At 47.4% G+C, this 17,939-nt stretch carries 10 protein-coding genes; 6 read left to right on the top strand and 4 right to left on the bottom strand.

Annotated elements, in window-relative coordinates; translation table 11 throughout:
• Positions 1-10 precede the first annotated feature (10 nt).
• Positions 11-331, bottom strand: a complete 321-nt coding sequence (locus ACYVGR_RS23525) for a heavy metal-binding domain-containing protein (RefSeq protein ID WP_460961323.1) — start codon at positions 329-331, stop codon at positions 11-13.
• A 349-nt stretch (positions 332-680) separates the two neighbouring features.
• On the opposite strand from ACYVGR_RS23525, the gene ACYVGR_RS23520 reads away from it, so the two are divergent.
• Positions 681-1,196: a lipocalin family protein gene (locus tag ACYVGR_RS23520; RefSeq protein WP_460961321.1), complete on the top strand. Its 516-nt coding sequence runs from the start codon at positions 681-683 to the stop codon at positions 1,194-1,196.
• Between the two features lie 173 nt (positions 1,197-1,369).
• Positions 1,370-1,903, top strand: coding sequence for a lipocalin-like domain-containing protein (locus ACYVGR_RS23515; protein WP_460961319.1), 534 nt, complete (start codon positions 1,370-1,372; stop codon positions 1,901-1,903).
• A gap of 171 nt (positions 1,904-2,074) precedes the next feature.
• Here the strand turns inward: ACYVGR_RS23515 and ACYVGR_RS23510 are convergent, their stop codons facing one another.
• From ACYVGR_RS23510 to ACYVGR_RS23500, 3 genes are all read right to left on the bottom strand, one after another.
• Positions 2,075-3,070 (bottom strand): DUF11 domain-containing protein, encoded by a 996-nt coding sequence (locus ACYVGR_RS23510; RefSeq protein ID WP_460961317.1) that lies wholly within the window; start codon positions 3,068-3,070, stop codon positions 2,075-2,077.
• 501 nt (positions 3,071-3,571) lie between these two features.
• Complete coding sequence (locus tag ACYVGR_RS23505; protein WP_460961315.1) at positions 3,572-8,983, bottom strand: SdrD B-like domain-containing protein; 5,412 nt, start codon at positions 8,981-8,983, stop codon at positions 3,572-3,574.
• 350 nt (positions 8,984-9,333) lie between these two features.
• Entirely contained in the window at positions 9,334-14,079 is a 4,746-nt protein-coding gene (locus tag ACYVGR_RS23500) for an SdrD B-like domain-containing protein (protein WP_460961313.1), read from the bottom strand.
• A gap of 330 nt (positions 14,080-14,409) precedes the next feature.
• On the opposite strand from ACYVGR_RS23500, the gene ACYVGR_RS23495 reads away from it, so the two are divergent.
• The 4 genes from ACYVGR_RS23495 to ACYVGR_RS23480 all read left to right on the top strand — a co-directional run bounded on the left by ACYVGR_RS23495 (position 14,410) and on the right by ACYVGR_RS23480 (position 17,869).
• On the top strand, positions 14,410-15,912 hold the full coding sequence (locus tag ACYVGR_RS23495; protein WP_460961311.1) for an arginine deiminase family protein: 1,503 nt from the start codon (positions 14,410-14,412) through the stop codon (positions 15,910-15,912).
• A gap of 142 nt (positions 15,913-16,054) precedes the next feature.
• On the top strand, positions 16,055-16,984 hold the full coding sequence (gene ctlX / locus ACYVGR_RS23490) for a citrulline utilization hydrolase CtlX (RefSeq protein ID WP_460961309.1): 930 nt from the start codon (positions 16,055-16,057) through the stop codon (positions 16,982-16,984).
• A gap of 151 nt (positions 16,985-17,135) precedes the next feature.
• Positions 17,136-17,600, top strand: coding sequence for a MarR family winged helix-turn-helix transcriptional regulator (locus tag ACYVGR_RS23485; RefSeq protein WP_460961307.1), 465 nt, complete (start codon positions 17,136-17,138; stop codon positions 17,598-17,600).
• 47 nt (positions 17,601-17,647) lie between these two features.
• On the top strand, positions 17,648-17,869 hold the full coding sequence (locus ACYVGR_RS23480; protein ID WP_460961305.1) for a hypothetical protein: 222 nt from the start codon (positions 17,648-17,650) through the stop codon (positions 17,867-17,869).
• Positions 17,870-17,939: the final 70 nt, after the last annotated feature.

Raw genomic sequence — 17,939 nt, 5'->3', positions numbered from 1 at the left:
TCGGCTGTCTTTAATCGACAATGACCGCTGTACCATTGGCACTGACCATGAGCATGGCGCCATTACTGCCGATCGTTTGGTAATCTAAATCGATGCCAATAATCGCATTCGCACCCAGGCGAGTGGCCTGATCGATCATTTCCTTGAGCGCAATACTTTTGGCTTCGCGAAGTGCCTGTACGTAAGCACCTGAATGACCTCCAACTACATCGCGAATCGAGGTAAAGAAATCTTTTACGAGATTGGCACCAATAATAGCCTCTCCATTCACCAGACCTACGTATTTTGTGATATGCTTGCCTTCAATATTGGGAGTAGTTGTTATGAGCATGAAGCGAACGTATAAGGTTGTAAAAGTAATAGTGACGTAAAGTTATAACGTTGGTTGGCTCCAAAAGCAGTTCGCTGCTTTACTTTATAATTTCCATTTCTATAATTGTGTCAACGGTATTGCCTGCAGAAGGGGATAAACGTCAGAATCAGAAAGAAAACACTCAAAAATAAAGGTGTGCGTGAAAAAATAGCGCTTTTCTGAAAAGTTGACCTGTTTTTCCTTTTACTTCGTTGTGTAATTCATTTGCTGGTAGTCAACAGGCTTGCATCGCAGTCGTACAATTTTATATTTAGTTACCTATGTTTGACATTAAACCCAATTAGTCACCTCTTATAGCCAAAAGTCAATGCAAAAACTCAACACATCTAAGTTATTAATCTGGGCATTACTGCTAACAATGTTCCTGGGATTCGACAGTTGCAAGAAAGACGATGATAACCCAACTGTTGCCACGACAACCATAGAAGGAAGTTATAAACTTAATTCACTGACTATAGATCCGAAGGCATTGGGTTTATATAGTGATCTGATTGCAGCCTCGAAACTGCTTTTCAATAATACGACCTGCCTGACTGATATTACACTAACCTTCAAAACCGGTGGAGATGCCACGACGGATAGTCCAGCGACCTGCGAAGCGATTGGAGTGCCTGTTAGTACCTTTACTGGCGTCGATGCGTCGAGCAAATGGACACTGGTCGATAAAAAGCTGACAGTTACGAAAGGAGACGGCACAAAAACAGACTATACAGTTGTGTCAAATACGGGAGGTATTCTCAAATTGCAATGGCAGGGAACCTTAAACTACCCTGCGCCAAGTACGACTGTGTACACCTATACAATGGAGTTGAAGAAGCAGTAAGCGCTTAATGATTAAGAAAAACGGGCTCTCATCAGGGTCCGTTTTTTTTTGCCTTTTTCGCAAGGTTACCGTTTGCTAAGCATTGTTTACCGTTTGCTCAACACTTTTTAAGGTGCGTTGAAGGAGATAATAGTTTCGAATCGGTAAATAAATCTTAACGTTTTTTTATGAGTATGAAAAAAGCCAATGCATGTCGTTTGATGGCCTGGGCACTTGTTGTCGCCATGCCACTGTGGTTCGGTAGTTGTAAAAAAGGCGGTGATGATACCGTAACACCGACAACATCGTCCATTGAAGGAAGCTGGAAAATATCAGGTTATAAAATCGATCCTGGCGTCGACTTTTTGGGAACGGGCCAAAAAAGTACAGACCTTCTGGCCTATTTCAAGTCGTTGCCTAATGGTGCTGGTAACGATTTAGTTGATTGTTTGACTGGCACAACCATTATATTTAACTCGGGCGGAAAGGTAACCGGAACACCGGGAGCTAAATGTTCAGCCTCAACGGATATTAACCCCGTTGAAGATAACTCGACCTGGAAACTGGATGGAACTAAGCTGACCTTAACTAGTGGCGCCGATGTAACGACCTACGATACTGCTATTAGCGGTAACGTCCTGAAGCTATCCGGGAAAGATCAAGAAGACTTTGATGGTGATGGCAAAGATGAGACCTACACAGTCACTTTGGAATTGACGAAAATATAACGCTCACTTTTCCAATCTAGAATCCACAGATTCTATTGAAGAAAAGCACTGGTAAAACCAACCCATTGTAGAATGAGCTAATCCCTTACAATTCGGGATGACTTACGTGTCTAACAAACAAAGTCCACTAGGCTACCTGGTGGACTTTGTTTGTTAGAACGAAGCAATTACCTAACGAGGATCGCCGATACGTTTGGGCCGTTTGGATTGCTTAACGACTAACGGTACGCATACGTTTGGCGGACAGCCGCAGATTGTTGGGGGTAGCAATACAGTCATTTCTGTATAGCAGCCTGCTGCATTGTAAACACGCACGCTGTAGGCTTGGGTTACCGTGGGATTCACCAGATTATTGACAATTACGCCATTGGCAGGAATTACTTTCGCCGGACCCGACAAAGGAGCTGTTTCGTTGAAGTCGGTACCTAATGAATATTGGTAGGTGTAGCCAGAAGCAAATCGACTTAGCGTGATTTTGCCATTGGTTTGAATTTGATTACTTACACAAGTGGAAGGCGTAGCCGTGACTCGGAAAGTCGGCAGGGTGTCTTCTTCAATTACAAAGGGACAACAGCTAAAGTCGGGACATTTGCCCGACACATTATCCGTTGCTAAGCTATAGGTTCCAGGAGCAGTTACAGTTAACGTATTCGTCGTCTGACCAGTAATAGCCACATTATTTTTGAACCACTGGTACGATGAACGACCAGGAGCGGCCGTCAGCTGGAACGCGTACCTATCACCTGTGCAGACGATGACAGGTATAGAAGTGCAGGCTGTAGCCGTATCGGTAGGTATAGTGGCCTTCGTATATAGTATGCCGGAACTGTCGACAATGGCTTGAAAAGTCATGCTTAAGCTCTGACCTGCCGATAGAACAGCCGCTGTCCAGGTGCTAATCGGGCTGCCTTGGGTAAAGGTAGTTCCTACTGGTGCGGTAGACGAACCTGTTACATAACGCAAACCCGTGCTACTTGAATCACGTACAATTACATTGGTGGCGTTGGCGGTACCTGTATTGCTCACCACAAGGGTATAAGTCAGCACATCACCAAGTTTGGCGGTAGATTTATTAACGAACTTATCCAGGGAAAGGCTGGCAGCTAATGAAACAACGTTTGCCTCTACAGTCAGATTTTGCTGATTTGCAGTGATTACCTTATTCATCGTAAATGCTGGTAAGCTATTGTCGCTTAATTGGGCGTAGCTGGCAGAGCTATAAAACAATAAAATCAGGGAGGGCAGTAATGTTGATAGTAATCTATAGCTAATTGTATATCGCCATGATTTCTCTCTAAAAGATAGCCTTGATTTAGTAAGGAAAAAGAGTGAGAATATAGGCTTCATGAATACTATAATGATAATTGTATCAGCTTAATATGTTCTAAAATCGTATCACGTATTAGAGAAAATATAGGAACGGATAGGTAAGGGTATGCTTGTTTATACGTATAATTATTTGTCTGTAATTCTTTGACGACTAAAGTGTTGTGATAGTCACACGATTTTTTGATTATAGTTTTAGAAGGCCGCTCTAGCGGGCAGTTGGTCGTAAATAAGCGCTTTAGCTGTTGCTGTATAGAAGTTGAGTGCTGACTATAAACTCCTTAAAATGACAAGAGCCCGGCATGTGCCGGGCTCTTGTCATTTTAAGGAGTTTATAGCCGTTTATCTAGGATCCCCAATTCGTTTGGCTCTCTTGGATTGAGTGATTACATACGGCACACACACATCGGCCGGGCAACCACAAACCGTCGGCACCAACATCACCGTTACATCAGTATAACAGCCCGATGCGTTGTAGACCCGAACCGTGTAGGCCTGGGCCACCACAGGGTTCACCAGACTGCTCACAATCACCCCACCCCCTGGAATCGCTTTGGCCACACCCGACAAGGAGGCTGCCTGATTGAAGCTGCTACCCAGCGAGTATTGATAGGTGTAAGTAGCCTTGAAACCCGATAGGATGATCTGGCCATTGGCCTGTGGGGTGTTGGCCACACAGGTGACGGGCGTGGCCAGTGCCTGGAAGGTAGGCAGGGAGTCCTCTTCGACAATGAAGGGACAACAGCTGAAGTCAGGACATTTTCCGCTTACATTGTCAACGGCCAGGCTATAGGTACCGGGGGCGGTTACTTCGAGCACATTGGTAGTTTGACCCACAATCTCCACATTATCCTTGTACCATTTGTAGGAGGAGCGTCCTGGTGGCGCCGTTAGGGCGAAGGTATAGGAGTCGCCAGCACACATCACAAAGGGGATAGAGCTACAAACGGTAGCGGTGTCTCCTGGGATATAGGCCTTGTTGTAGAGGATTCCGGCACTGTCGACTCTGGCCTGCAGGATTAACGACAGGCTCTGTCCTGGGCTGATGCTTGGAATGGTCCAGGTGCTGTTGGGTGTTCCCAGGGCGAAGGTGGTGCCGGTCGGTGCGGAGACCGAGGTTGGGCTGTAGGTCAATCCGGTGGATGCTGAATCGGTGACGACCACATTGGTTGCGGTTGTGCTGCCGGTGTTGGAGATGACGAGGGCATAGGTGAGGATATCACCGAGTTTGGCCTTGGACTTGTCGACGAATTTATCGAGTTCGAGGGTGGTTTGTGGGAGAATGAAACCCGCATCCAGCGTTGGATTGTACTCGTTTGGAGCCAGTGTTACTGACTGAGTTCTTCCCGTAATTGGGTCCGCATCCGAATCTTTGGTATCGTCAGTTCCCTGGTTGGCTAGCGTAGCGGTGTATCCTGCTGGAGCTGTGAAGCCTACCGAATAGGAGAAACTGTTACCTGGGGTTAGGCCCGTGAACGAATAGAGCCCGTCAACATTGGTCACGGTAGTGGCTGAAGCAACCCCGTTGGTGTATAGGATTACCGTCACCCCGGCAATTGGGGTATCGCCCGTGTTCTGAATACCGTCTTTATTGGCATCGAGGAACACATAGTCACCTAGGCCAGCCGAAGGGATATAGTAACCCGCATCCAACGTTGGGTTAAACTCACCCGGAGCTAACGTTACTGAAGCCGTTCTTCCCGTGATCGGATCCGCATCCGAATCTTTGGTGTCATCGGCCCCCTGATTAGCCAGCGTAGCCGTGTATCCTGCTGGTGTGGTAAATCCAACTGAGTAGGATAAGCTACTGCCTGGGGTTAATCCGGTGAAGGAGTAGAATCCGCTGGCGTTAGTAACGGTGGTTGCCGAGGCCACCCCGTTGGTGTAGAGTATTACCGTCACGCCCTGGATTGGTGTATCGCCTGTATTCTGAATACCATCTTTATTCGCATCAAGGAATACATAGTCACCTAATCCAGCCGAAGGAATGTAATAGCCTGCGTCCAGCGTTGGGTTAAACTCAGCTGGAGCTAGCGTTACCGACTGAGTTCTTCCAGTGATGGGGTCCGCATCCGAATCTTTGGTATCGTCAGTTCCCTGGTTGGCTAGCGTAGCGGTATAGCCTGTGGGGGTAGTGAAACCTACTGAGTAGGACAAACTGCTACCGGGAGTTAGCCCAGTAAAGGAATAGAACCCACTCGCATTGGTGACCGTGGTAGCCGAGGCAACACCGTTGATATAAAGGATAGCGGTCACCCCTTGAATGGGCGTATCGCCCGTATTCTGGATACCGTCTTTATTGGCATCGAGGAACACATAATCGCCCAGCCCTGCTGTTGGGATATAGTAACCCGCATCAATAGTTGGGTTAAACTCACCGGGAGCCAACGTTACCGAAGCCGTTCTTCCGGTGGTTGGGTCCGCATCCGAGTCAATGGCCTTGTTTGTCCCACTCAACGGTGTAGTGGCTGTGTATCCTGCTGGTGTCGTGAACCCAACTGAGTAGGACAAGCTGTTGCCTGGAGTCAGCCCCGTGAAGGAATAGAGTCCGCTGGCATTGGTCACCGTAGTAGCTGAGGCAACCCCATTGGTATAGAGAATTACCGTTACTCCAGCAATTGGGGTATCGCCCGTGTTCTGAATCCCATCTTTGTTTGCATCTAAGAAGACATAATCGCCTAATCCAGCCGAAGGAATGTAATAGCCTGCATCCAGGGTTGGGTTAAACTCACCGGGAGCCAGCGTTACTGAGGCTGTTCGACCCGTAATGAGATCGGCATCGGAATCTTTAGTCCTATCGGTACCACTCAGCGGTGTAGTAGCGGTATACCCTGTTGGGGTAGTGAAGCCCACTGAGTATGATAAGCTACTACCAGGTGTAAGACCCGTAAACGAATAGAGCCCAGATGCATTGGTCACTGTGGTTGCTGAAGCCACTCCGTTCGTGTACAAGATTACCGTCACGCCCTGGAGTGGGGTGTCACCTGTATTCTGAATGCCATCTTTGTTGGCGTCTAAGAATACGTAATCACCTAAACCGGCAGGTATTGGATAATAACCTGCATCGAGATTTGGGTTATACTCACCCGGAGCCAACGTTACTGAAGCCGTTCTACCCGTAATAAGATCGGCATCGGAATCTTTAGTTCTATCGGTGCCGCTAAGTGGTGTCGTTGCCGTGTAGCCTGCCGGAGCCGTGAAGCCTACTGAGTACGATAAGCTGCTACCAGGCGTGAGACCTGTGAAGGAATAAAGCCCGCTGGCGTCGGTCACCGTCGTAGCTGAAGCGACTCCATTCGTGTACAGAATTACAGTCACCCCGGCAATTGGCGTATCGCCTGTGTTCTGAATACCATCTTTATTCGCATCGAGGAACACGTAATCACCTAATCCGGCTGGTGGGATCACATAACCGGCATCATACGAATAATTGTTTTCGCCTGACTGACCAAGCGTGAAGACAATAACACCCGATGCATTAGGGTCTGTATCAATATTGTCGGCGTTAGCTCCCGTTGCCGAGTTTGGCTTGGTACTCAATACCACGGAACTGAAGGTAGTTGGAAAGCTAAGCGAATAAGAACTGCCACTGGTCAAACCTGTTAAGCTATATGCAAAACCAGTCGCAGCGGTCCCCGTTGTATTCGAGAAATAATATTCACCTGCCGAGTTGGTTGTTACACTAATACCAGCTGTAACACCCGGCCCTGTTAAGGTGACCTTTACACCAGCCAGAGGAGCTTCGCCCGGATCTTGTATCCCGTTGTTATTGCTATCGATCCATACTCGGTTACCAATTTGAATAGGAGCCGGGTTACAAAGTGCTTTGATAACCCCTAAGCCGTTAGCTTTACCAAACGTAATACCATCGTTAGTAGAGTTGAAGATTTGGGCACGTCTGTCATCACTACCCGTTGTGTTATTGAACCAGCTGAATCCGCCTGTAAAGACGTTAAGGGGGTCCATGACAGTAGTAACTGTCTGGTTTAACCCAGGAATAGATAGCGCACTGCCCGTTACGGTTTCCTGGTGAATTTCTTCGGGAGGCTGACCTGAGGTAAGAATTCCGATGAAGTTTTCTGTGTAGTAAAATTCGCCCGAGGTTGTAGTACTACTCGTGTAGCCCGTGGAAGTTGGTGTACTTGGTCCCTGACCGTTGCCAGCGCCTGCACTAGTTAATGAGCCGACAGTAGCGTTGTTTTCTAATACCCAGGCTGTACCGTTGTAATGGGCCCGTAACAGATCGCCACCGATGTACCCATTTAATAAAGTAGGGGAAGCGCTTACATCAGTAGTACTACGTTGTTTGTAACCCAATTGGTGGCCACCACGGTCCATAAAGGCGAGCAGCATATCCCCGTTATCGGTAAAGCTAATGTCTGATAACATAGGTTGAGCCCGGGCTGCCCGTACCCCTACTGTAGATGAACTACCCTGATGTATTTGGCTGAATGTAGATGCCCAGGGCTCCCAGGCTGATCCTAACGCTGCGTCACCCCTGTGGATTCGTCCTTTGTTGTAGTTTAGGCGGAAGGTGAATATTTCCGTCGTTGGTATCGACGTTGCGCCTTCTGGCATAGCATACACATAGGCCGACAAGTCGGTACCAGCAGTAACATTTGTTGCCGAGTTTTCCCCCGTACATACAACCCCTACATAGACTTTGCCGTTATTGATTGCCACAGCAAATGGTCGGCCAACACCATTGGCACAACCTGGATCGGGAATGGCAATTTTCGTCAGATCAGATGCCACAAAACTCGATTTGGCAGGATTGCCAATAGCCAGCGCTAGCAGTTGTCGATTTTTAAGATCAATGGCATATAAGGTTTTTCCATCAGAAGACATAGCCAGACCACCCAAACCAATTTTACCAACCGCATCAAAGGCTAATGGGTCAGTACTCGACGTAGTAGCGTTACCGGGTAGTACACGTCCTGCTATTGTCGATTGGCCCAGATCAAGACTAAAGGGGGCGTTTTCTAAATCGACATAGAGCGCATTTGTAGCTGTGCTCGATGTGATGTTGCTCGTAACATAGATACCGCCCAAACCACCAGATCCGAGCCCTACGTGTCGTTTCAGAAAAGCGGCTGTAAATAGTTTTTTAGTTTCTCGCTGGTAAGCGGCCCCAAACACGCTACCTAATTCAACAGCAGTGGCTAAGTGGGTAATAGCCGCTGATGTCCCTGACGAATTATAGGGTACATTGACTAAAACATCTGAGGTTTTGAGAGCATTATTTGCTGTAGTTGATTGAGGATCACCGCTCACATAACAAGGGACAGCTAACGGAGGTGCTGCCTGGCAATAGTCGGTAGGCGTGCTTACGCCAAAATTAATGCTCGTAGCACCACCATTGACAAACTGAACGGATGTGCCTGAACCACTGGCTGTATGAAAACCATAATTAAAATAGTTTAAGGCCGTGGGTGTGCTGAATTCCACACGATAGGCATTGGTGTTGCCCACCGTCAGCGTATATGTACCCAACGAGGTTGCCACTGTGCTACTTGTTGTGGTGGCAACTGCCGTTCCTGCAGCATTATACGCTGTAACGGTTATTCCTCCAACACCAGGTTCGCCATAAGAGTAGCTTCCGGAGGCAGGCATGCTCGTGTAAACACCATCACTATTGAAGTCCCGGAAAACAGTACCCGTAATTGTCTGTCCAAAGCTCGTTATTGTTCCTAAGACTGTTACGAAAGGTATAAGGAAGAGGACTTGTAAATACTTCTTTGTAGATGTTAACATAGTCAAACAATCTATCGGATATCATAAATAGAATTTCGCTATGTAAACAGTCAAAGGAAATGCCGAATTAATGTATCATTAATATAATAGTATCTATTATTGGATATGTACAGGTTTAGTCTGCTTGTAGTTTCTTATAAACTAATTATAGTTACTTGTGGGAGGAATATCAAAAGATATGCCAATAGATTGATTGGTTAGTGTACTATTTTGTATCTTTAAAGATGTAAATATGATATTTCGTATTTAATTGTTTCTTGATTTAGTACATTGGGCTTCTTCTTTATCCTTACATAATAAAGACTCCTCAGGTAGTACCTGAGGAGTCTTTATTATGTAAGGATTGAAATTTATCTAGGATCCCCAATTCGTTTGGCTCTCTTGGATTGAGTGATCACATACGGCACACACACATCAGCCGGACAACCACAAACCGTCGGCACCAACATCACCGTTACATCAGTATAACAGCCCGATGCGTTGTAGACCCGAACCGTGTAAGCCTGGGCCACCACAGGGTTCACCAGATTGCTCACAATCACCCCACCCCCTGGAATCGCTTTGGCCACACCCGACAAGGAGGCTGCCTGATTGAAGCTGCTACCCAGCGAGTATTGATAGGTGTAAGTAGCCTTGAAACCTGACAGGATGATCTGACCATTGGCCTGTGGGGTGTTGGCCACACAGGTGACGGGCGTGGCCAGTGCCTGGAAGGTAGGCAGGGAGTCCTCTTCGACAATGAAGGGACAACAACTGAAGTCAGGACATTTCCCGCTTACATTGTCAACGGCCAGACTATAGGTACCGGGGGCGGTTACTTCGAGCACATTGGTGGTTTGACCCACAATCTCCACATTATCCTTGTACCATTTGTAGGAGGAGCGTCCTGGTGGCGCCGTTAGGGCGAAGGTATAGGAATCGCCAGCACACATCACAAAGGGGATAGAGCTACAAACGGTAGCGGTGTCTCCTGGGATATAGGCTTTGTTGTAGAGGATGCCGGCACTGTCGACTCTGGCCTGCAGGATTAACGACAGGCTCTGTCCTGGGCTGATGCTTGGAATGGTCCAGGTGCTGTTGGGTGTTCCCAGGGCGAAGGTGGTGCCGGTCGGTGCGGAGACCGAGGTTGGGCTGTAGGTCAATCCGGTGGATGCTGAATCGGTGACGACCACATTGGTTGCGGTTGTGCTGCCGGTGTTGGAGATGACGAGGGCATAGGTGAGGATATCACCGAGTTTGGCCTTGGACTTGTCGACGAATTTATCGAGTTCGAGGGTGGTTTGTGGGAGAATGAAACCCGCGTCCAGGGTTGGGTTAAACTCGCCGGGAGCCAGTGTTACTGACTGAGTTCTTCCGGTGATGGGGTCTGCATCTGAATCCAGTTCATCATCGGTTCCAGCGTTAGCCAACGTAGCCGTGTAGCCAGCCGGAGTCGTGAAGCCTACCGAATAGGAGAAACTGTTACCTGGGGTTAGGCCCGTGAACGAATAGAGTCCGTCAACATTGGTCACGGTCGTTGCCGAGGCTACTCCGTTAATATAGAGTGTTACTGTTACGCCCTGAATTGGGGAGTCGTCTGCATCCTGGATGCCGTCCTTGTTGACATCTAAGAAGACATAATCGCCTAGCTCCGCCGATGGTATGGCGAAACCAGCATCGAGCGTTGGGTTAAACTCACTAGGCGCCAGGGTTACTGACTGGGTCAGACCTGTGATGGGGTCAGCGTCGGAGTCAAGGGTGTCATCGGTACCCGCATTGGCCAGGGTTGGTGTGTAACCACTTGGCGTCGTGAAACCGACCGAGTAGGATAAGCTGCTGCCTGGCGTTAATCCGGTGAAAGAGTAGAAACCACTCGCATTGGTCACGGTAGTAGCTGAAGCAACACCGTTAGTATAGAGTGTAACCGTCACGCCCTGGATTGGTGTATCGCCTGTATTCTGAATGCCATCGTTGTTGGCATCTAAGAATACATAATCGCCTAATCCTGCTGTTGGGATATAATAGCCTGCATCTAGCGTTGGGTTAAACTCACCGGGAGCTAGCGTTACCGACTGAGTTATTCCAGTGATGGGGTCCGCATCCGAATCTTTGGTATCGTCAGTTCCCTGATTAGCCAGTGTAGCGGAGTAGTTAGCTGGTGCAGTGAACCCGACTGAGTACGATAAGCTGCTACCGGGAGTCAGCCCCGTGAAGGAATAGAGTCCGCTGGCATTGGTCACCGTACCAGCCGAAGCTACCCCGTTGGTATAAAGGACTACCGTTACTCCTTGAATGGGCGTATCGCCCGTATTCTGGATACCGTCTTTATTCGCATCCAGGAACACATAATCGCCCAGTCCGGCAGGAATCAGGTAGAAGCCTGCATCCAATGTGGTGTTGTTTTCACCAGCGGTCAGGTTAACAGGAGCCGTAATACCGTTTATTGGGTCGGAATCTTTAGATTTATCTGTACCCGATAAAGGCGTTGTTGCGGTATAGCCAGTTGGTGTCTCGAAACCTACAGCATAACTTATGCTGGTAGAAGGCGTCAAACCCGTGAAGCTGTAGAGCCCACTCGCATTGGTAACAGTCGTGGCAGATGCTACCCCATTCGTGTACAATGTTACTTTCACGCCCGGAATTGGGGTGTCGCCTGTATCCTGAATCCCATTCTTATTGGCATCCACAAAAACGTAGTCGCCCAGGCTGGCAGGAAGAACGTAGCCCGCATCGTAAGAGAAGTTATTTTGACCGGCTTGTCCCAGCGTGAAACTGACTACGCCTGCCGTATTGGGGTCGGTGTCAATATTATCAGAATTAGTGCCTGTTGCAGAATCTGGTTTGCCGCTTAAGGTCAACGCGCCTGCACTAGCACTTGTTGGGAATGTCAGAGAGTACGAACTACCAGCCGTCAAACCCGTCAGATTATAGGCGAAACCCGTTGCTGTGGTGCTGCTAATAGCACTTGAGAAATAGTATTCACCAGCCGCGTTCGTTGTTACACTAACACTTCCCGTTATGCCTGGTCCGGTTAAGGTAACTTTTATACCCGCTAAAGGAGCTTCGCCCGGATCTTGTACCCCATTGTTATTGCTATCGATCCATACACGGTTCCCGATTTGAATTGGGGGTTCATCGCAGTTTAGTTCAACATCGCCCAGACCATTTGCTTTTCCGTACGTGGCTACATCACCACTATAATAGATTTGTACACTGGTAGAAGGGTTACCCGAACCATCCGAATTTTTGAACCGCCGGATGCCCCCTGAATCAACATTGTTGGTTGGGTCAAGAACAATAGACGCAACTTCATCGCGACCTGGAAGTAACGCCAAGCCACCTTCACTCATTTCAGCGTGATATGGGTTTGCAATAGATGGTATTGCAACACCATCACTGTAATAATATTCACCGCCACCAGGTCCTTGGTTTGTATTGGCACCGAGAGTTGCTGGCCCCGAACAAATCCGGGCATTATTCTCTAGTGTCCATTGATTCACGCCTGGCGTACATTGCCCGGCCCGTAAAATATCGCCTGGTGAAATAGCTCTGAATAACGAGCTATTATCTGAAACATCGGTACCTAGGTTGTTATTCCCATACTGATCACCAAAACGGTCACGGATGCTGAGAATCATTGAGCCATCTACATCAAACTCAATGCCGGTTAGCATAGGTTGCGGGTAACTAAAGCTGCCGGAATTTCGCGCGTAGCGATTAGGAATCACTCCGGTAGCCGCCTGAACATCCGTCCAGGGATACCAGCGATCTGCACGACTCACGCCCGTTTGGTCATTGTCTGAAGCTCCTTTGGTATAGCTAAGTGGAAATGAGAGTACGGTTGTAAAGCTGGAATTGACCGGATTAAACTCAAAAACATAGGCGACCATTGTCGATGGGTCTCGGGTAATCATTGGCGTTGAACCACCCGTTGATCCTGTTCCTGCGTTTACTGTAGTTGACACAGCTTCGTTGGTAGTAACAGCTCCTACGTAAACGCGCCCTCTATAGACTTTCAACGCGAATGGACGCAACACACTCCCGGTTGCCTGTGTAACAGCGGGTAAGGAAAAGCTCGTTGGTGTACCAGCCGATGGGTTAAGGCTGGTTGGATTAATAATCGGGATTTGGTATAAGCGCCGATCACCTAAATTAACGGCATATAGCTGCGTACCATCCTCCGAAATTTCAATATCGCCCAAACCTGCTTTCCCCACCTGGTCAAACACAGATGGATCATGGTTTGGTGTCGTTGTTGTAGCAGGTAATCCTCTAGCTACATTAGAGCCAACGGTGGTAGAAACAGTAACGGTGCTTCCTCCTGTTGTCGCGCTGAGGGCAACGGCCGTTGTGGCGGTTGGCAGGGTTGTAAATAGAGCACTGGTATAGGTTGTACCTGAGCCCGGCTTTGTGATATAAATAGCACCAGCACCGCCCGTTCCAAGACCAGAGTGTCGTTTAACAAAGGCTGACGTAAATAGTACTTTGGAGGTTCGCTGGTAGGCAACGCCAAATACGGTGCCTATCTGGGCATTAGTTGCAACGGCAAATTCCGCCGGAGAGTCGCCTGTGCTGCTATAGGGTAGGGTAACGAGTACCCCTTGCGTCCCTGAACTTCCGCCACCTGATGGATCTCCATTTACATAACAGGGTACAAAAAAGCTGGGAGCCGCCTGACAGTAATCGGTTGGGTAATTGATCCCTAAATTGACATTGCTAGCGGGTGAGCTTGCCACAAACTGAACTGAAGTCCCGCTTCCTGTGCCACGTGGACCATCGAAATAGCCCGTTGGGAGGTTGGCAAACTCAACCCGATACGGGCTTGTATTACCCACTGTAAGTGTATAAGTTCCCAACGATGCAGCAACCGTACTACTGGTGGTAGTAGCGACAGCTGCCCCGGCAGCATTATAGGCGGTAACGGTTACTCCACCTACACCGGGTTCGCCGTAGGAATAAGTACCCGAGGCTGGTATGCTAGCGTAAACGCCGTCACTATTAAAGTCTCTATAGACTGTTCCTGTAATTGTCTGTCCTAAGCCTGGTAACGAACTTGTTAGCAAGCCTATAAATAGCAATAACAGCCAATGAATACTTTTGGCAGTACAAGTAGGCATATACGTTTGATTTGTAGATACAACAACATGTATCAATAGTCAAAAAATATGCCGATAGTCAAGTGGAGATAATAATAGTGATATTAAATCGTGTTTTTGTAAATTAAGGGTAATTTTATTATAAACTTTATTGTAAAAATTAAATTTCGATTTTTGTCGCAATTTGTATACCAATAACGAACCTGTGGGTGTGTTTACTGTAATGATTTCTGAAAAATGGCTGTTTTTCCAGGCTGATTTATTTCATAAACTAGGGATAAACTGGTTTCATTTTTTTTCCACGCTCAATCCTTTACCTTGCACTTCCCGAGCTTATTTTCGGATTTACCTATGAGAAGCGAACAGAAATCGACTGGTTCAGAACAAGCACCAACGACCGCCGTTACCAATTCAGCTATACATTATATTAATGTTTCTTCTGAAATAGGTACACTTAAGCGCTTGTTGATTCATAGCCCAGATCGAGGCTTGGGTAAGGTTGTGCCTTCAAAAGCGCAGGATTGGCTGTTCGAAGACATTGTACATCTGGACATGATGCGTCGGGATGAGTATGATTATTATGTCAAGATTCTGCTTTATTTTCTGGACCCAGAGAAAGTGCGGGGTAAAATAGCTACCATTGGCCCTGATTCGGATCGCTCATTCTTTAAGCCTGACCACGCTGATTATTTTAAATCCGACAAGGTCATTGATATTCAGTTGCTACTGGCCGATATTCTGGCTGATGAAACCATTCGTATTCGCCTGATTGCAGCCATTTGTGGAATTGAACGAACTTCATTTTATACCCAGCAGCAATTGGCTCAGTATGAGCCTGCCGAACTGGCGAAAATTATGATTTCAGGCTCGTTGCCCGATCTGACAATGCTCTTTGCGCCCTTACCAAATTTTATTTTTACGCGCGACATTGGCATTGTCATTAACGATCATATCCTGCTCAACAAACCAGCTAAGCTAGCCCGCACCCGTGAGGCTCTCTTAGCACAATACATATTCTTTCATCACCCGCTTTTTGCTGGTTATCAAGATAAAATCATTGAGATTCCTGATAACGAACATGCCTTTCTGCTACCAGATATTGACGTAAATCGTGACGTAACCCGCTCTACTTTAGAAGGGGGCGATGTCATGATGATTGCCAAACGGCATTTGATAATTGGCGTCAGCGAGCGTACTACGCTGTATGCGGCTCAGCAGGTCATGCGCTTGGTTTTCAACAAGAATCTGGTTGATAAAGTAACGATCATTAAAATTCCCAAGAAGCGGGATTACATGCACATCGATACCGTATTCACTCAGGTAAAGCGTAATGTATGGGTGTTGCTTGGCGCGTTGGCGCGTACTGGCGATGAAGCCAGGAAACGGGATGTTATTCACTTTTTTGCCCCTAAAGACGTTTCAGAGGATTTAAAAATTCTCCAGTTTATTAAGGGCATAGAGCACAAACCGATCGAAATCGAAAACCTGGAAGATTTGCTGACTGATATTAGCAAAAACGATCTTGGTGCCACTGAACCTGTACAATTCATTTATTCGGGAAATAATGAGTTTCCGTTTGGCGCTCGCGAGCAATGGACCGATTCCTGTAATCTGCTGGCTCTCAAAGATGGCGTAGTGGTGGGGTATGATCGAAACGAGAAAACGGCCGATGCGTTCCGGGCGGCCGGATTTGAGGTGATTGGCGTGGCCAAGTTGCTGACCCGTTTTGAAAAAGGACAGTCATCGCCCGAAACCATTGAAAATACATTCATTATGCTTCCGTCGGCCGAGTTAAGCCGGGCGCGGGGAGGCTCGCATTGCATGAGTTTACCGCTGCTTAGAGCAGATATATAGGTTCGTCTAGTGTAAATGTTACGTGAACAATATAGGACTCTTTGCATGAATCGTTGAACAATTGATGTATCGGTGCTAATTTGCTGACGGATTCGGCATCATGCACTAACCGATTTTCCAGCTAACTGACTCACAGATTATTATGCAATCTCAGGCTACTTCCCATATCTTAATGATTCGCCCTGTTCGTTTTGGATTTAACGAACAGACGGCAGAGTCCAACGCCTTTCAGGATAGTCAACTGGCTGCGCAAACGAAGGGTACAGCGCAGGAAGACGCCCAGCAAGAATTTGATGAGATGACTCGGCAATTGCAGGCCCTGGGTGTCGATGTAATGGTCTATGAAGACACGGTTGAGCCTTATACCCCTGACTCTATTTTCCCAAACAACTGGGTTTCCTTCCATGCGAGCGGTCGGGTGGTGTTGTATCCAATGCAGGCTGAAAACCGTCGGCTTGAGCGTCGTCAGGATATTATTGATGATCTCAGCCAGCGGTTTCACGTTGATAATATCATTGACTTAACTCACTTCGAGCAGGAGGGTAAGTTTCTGGAAGGGACCGGAAGTCTGGTGCTTGATCGGATGAACCGGGTTGCCTTTGCCAGTCTTTCGCCCCGAACGCATCCAGATGTGGTGGCCGAATTTAGCCGCCAGACGGGCTATCGTACGGTTGTATTTCATTCGGCAGATGCCAATGGCCAGGCAGTTTACCACACAAACGTGCTGATGTGTATCGCCGAGTCGTGTGCTATTGTCTGCCTTGCAGCCATCAGCGACCCCGACGAACGCCTTATGGTTCGCCAGGAACTGGAAGGACTGAACAAACGTGTGATTGAGATTTCGTTAGAGCAAATGGCCGCTTTTGCGGGCAATATGCTTATGATTACGAACAGCAAAGGTCAGAAACTCCTGGTTATGTCGACTCGCGCGTTTGAGTCGCTGACGCCCAAGCAAATCGATCAGCTAGATGATTATGCCACGCTCGTTCATTTCAATCTGTCGGTAATTGAAGCAAATGGAGGAGGATCGGCCCGGTGTATGATGACTGAAGTGCATCTTCCTCGAAAATAGGAGTGAGGAGTTAGTAGCGAGAATGGCTGACGCAGTACTAATTTATTTGCGTCAGCCATTCTCGCTACTAACTCCTATTACTTTTTTTAAATATTGTTTGCACATACAAATATCACTGTTTACCTTTGTCTCAACAATTGGGGAATGAATTATGAACAACCAGGAAGTTACCGTAGCTGAAGAAAATAAACTGGCCTCCCGTTATAGTGCCTGTCTACTGTTTTCGGCGAATGCATTGGCTCGAGCCATTACAGCTATTGGTGATGAAGAATTTGGTCGCTTTGGGATGTGCTACTCGCATGCATACATGTTATGTGAAGTGGTAGCTCAACCGGGTATTACCCCATCAGAATTGAGCGAAACGCTCTGTCTGACTCCATCAACGATTACTCGATTGGTGGAAAAATTGGAGCAGAAACGGTTTGTTCGGCGGGAATCAGAAGGAAAACGAACATTAATCTACCCAACTCTGGAAGGAGAAGCCATTCAGCCTGAGATTTCTGAGGCATGGGATCGGGTAGGGGCTCGTTATTCGCAGGTAATTGGCGAAACCGATGTTTGCCAATTGACGAAACAGATCGTTAAAGCGACAAAAGCGCTGGAGGAACCCATTTAAAAAATTTATTTAAAAAGTTGTTTGCACATACAATAAACTAGAAGGCCATGAAAACCAACGAAACCACAGTAGGACTAGTAGCAGGTAACGTAACTGAAACCACTAAAAATATTTGCCGGTCGTTGGCTGAAAAAGGTATTTCGGCCATTGTTGTGCAAAAAGATGGGCGTAAGCTCGAGGTCGTCGAGGCTGCTACAGAAGAGCAGCATAATTGGTCTGGCCAGCCCGGAAAAGACCTTTTCTTTAACGGTTGGAAATTACTGTTTTGATGTATGATATAGGATATATGTTATATACATATACGAGGGCGAGAATGTGTGGGCTTAGTTGCCACTCGTT

The organism is Spirosoma litoris (assembly GCF_054776755.1).
The sequence above is the reverse complement of the archived record's forward strand: the minus strand, read 5'-3'. Positions and strand labels throughout refer to the sequence as shown.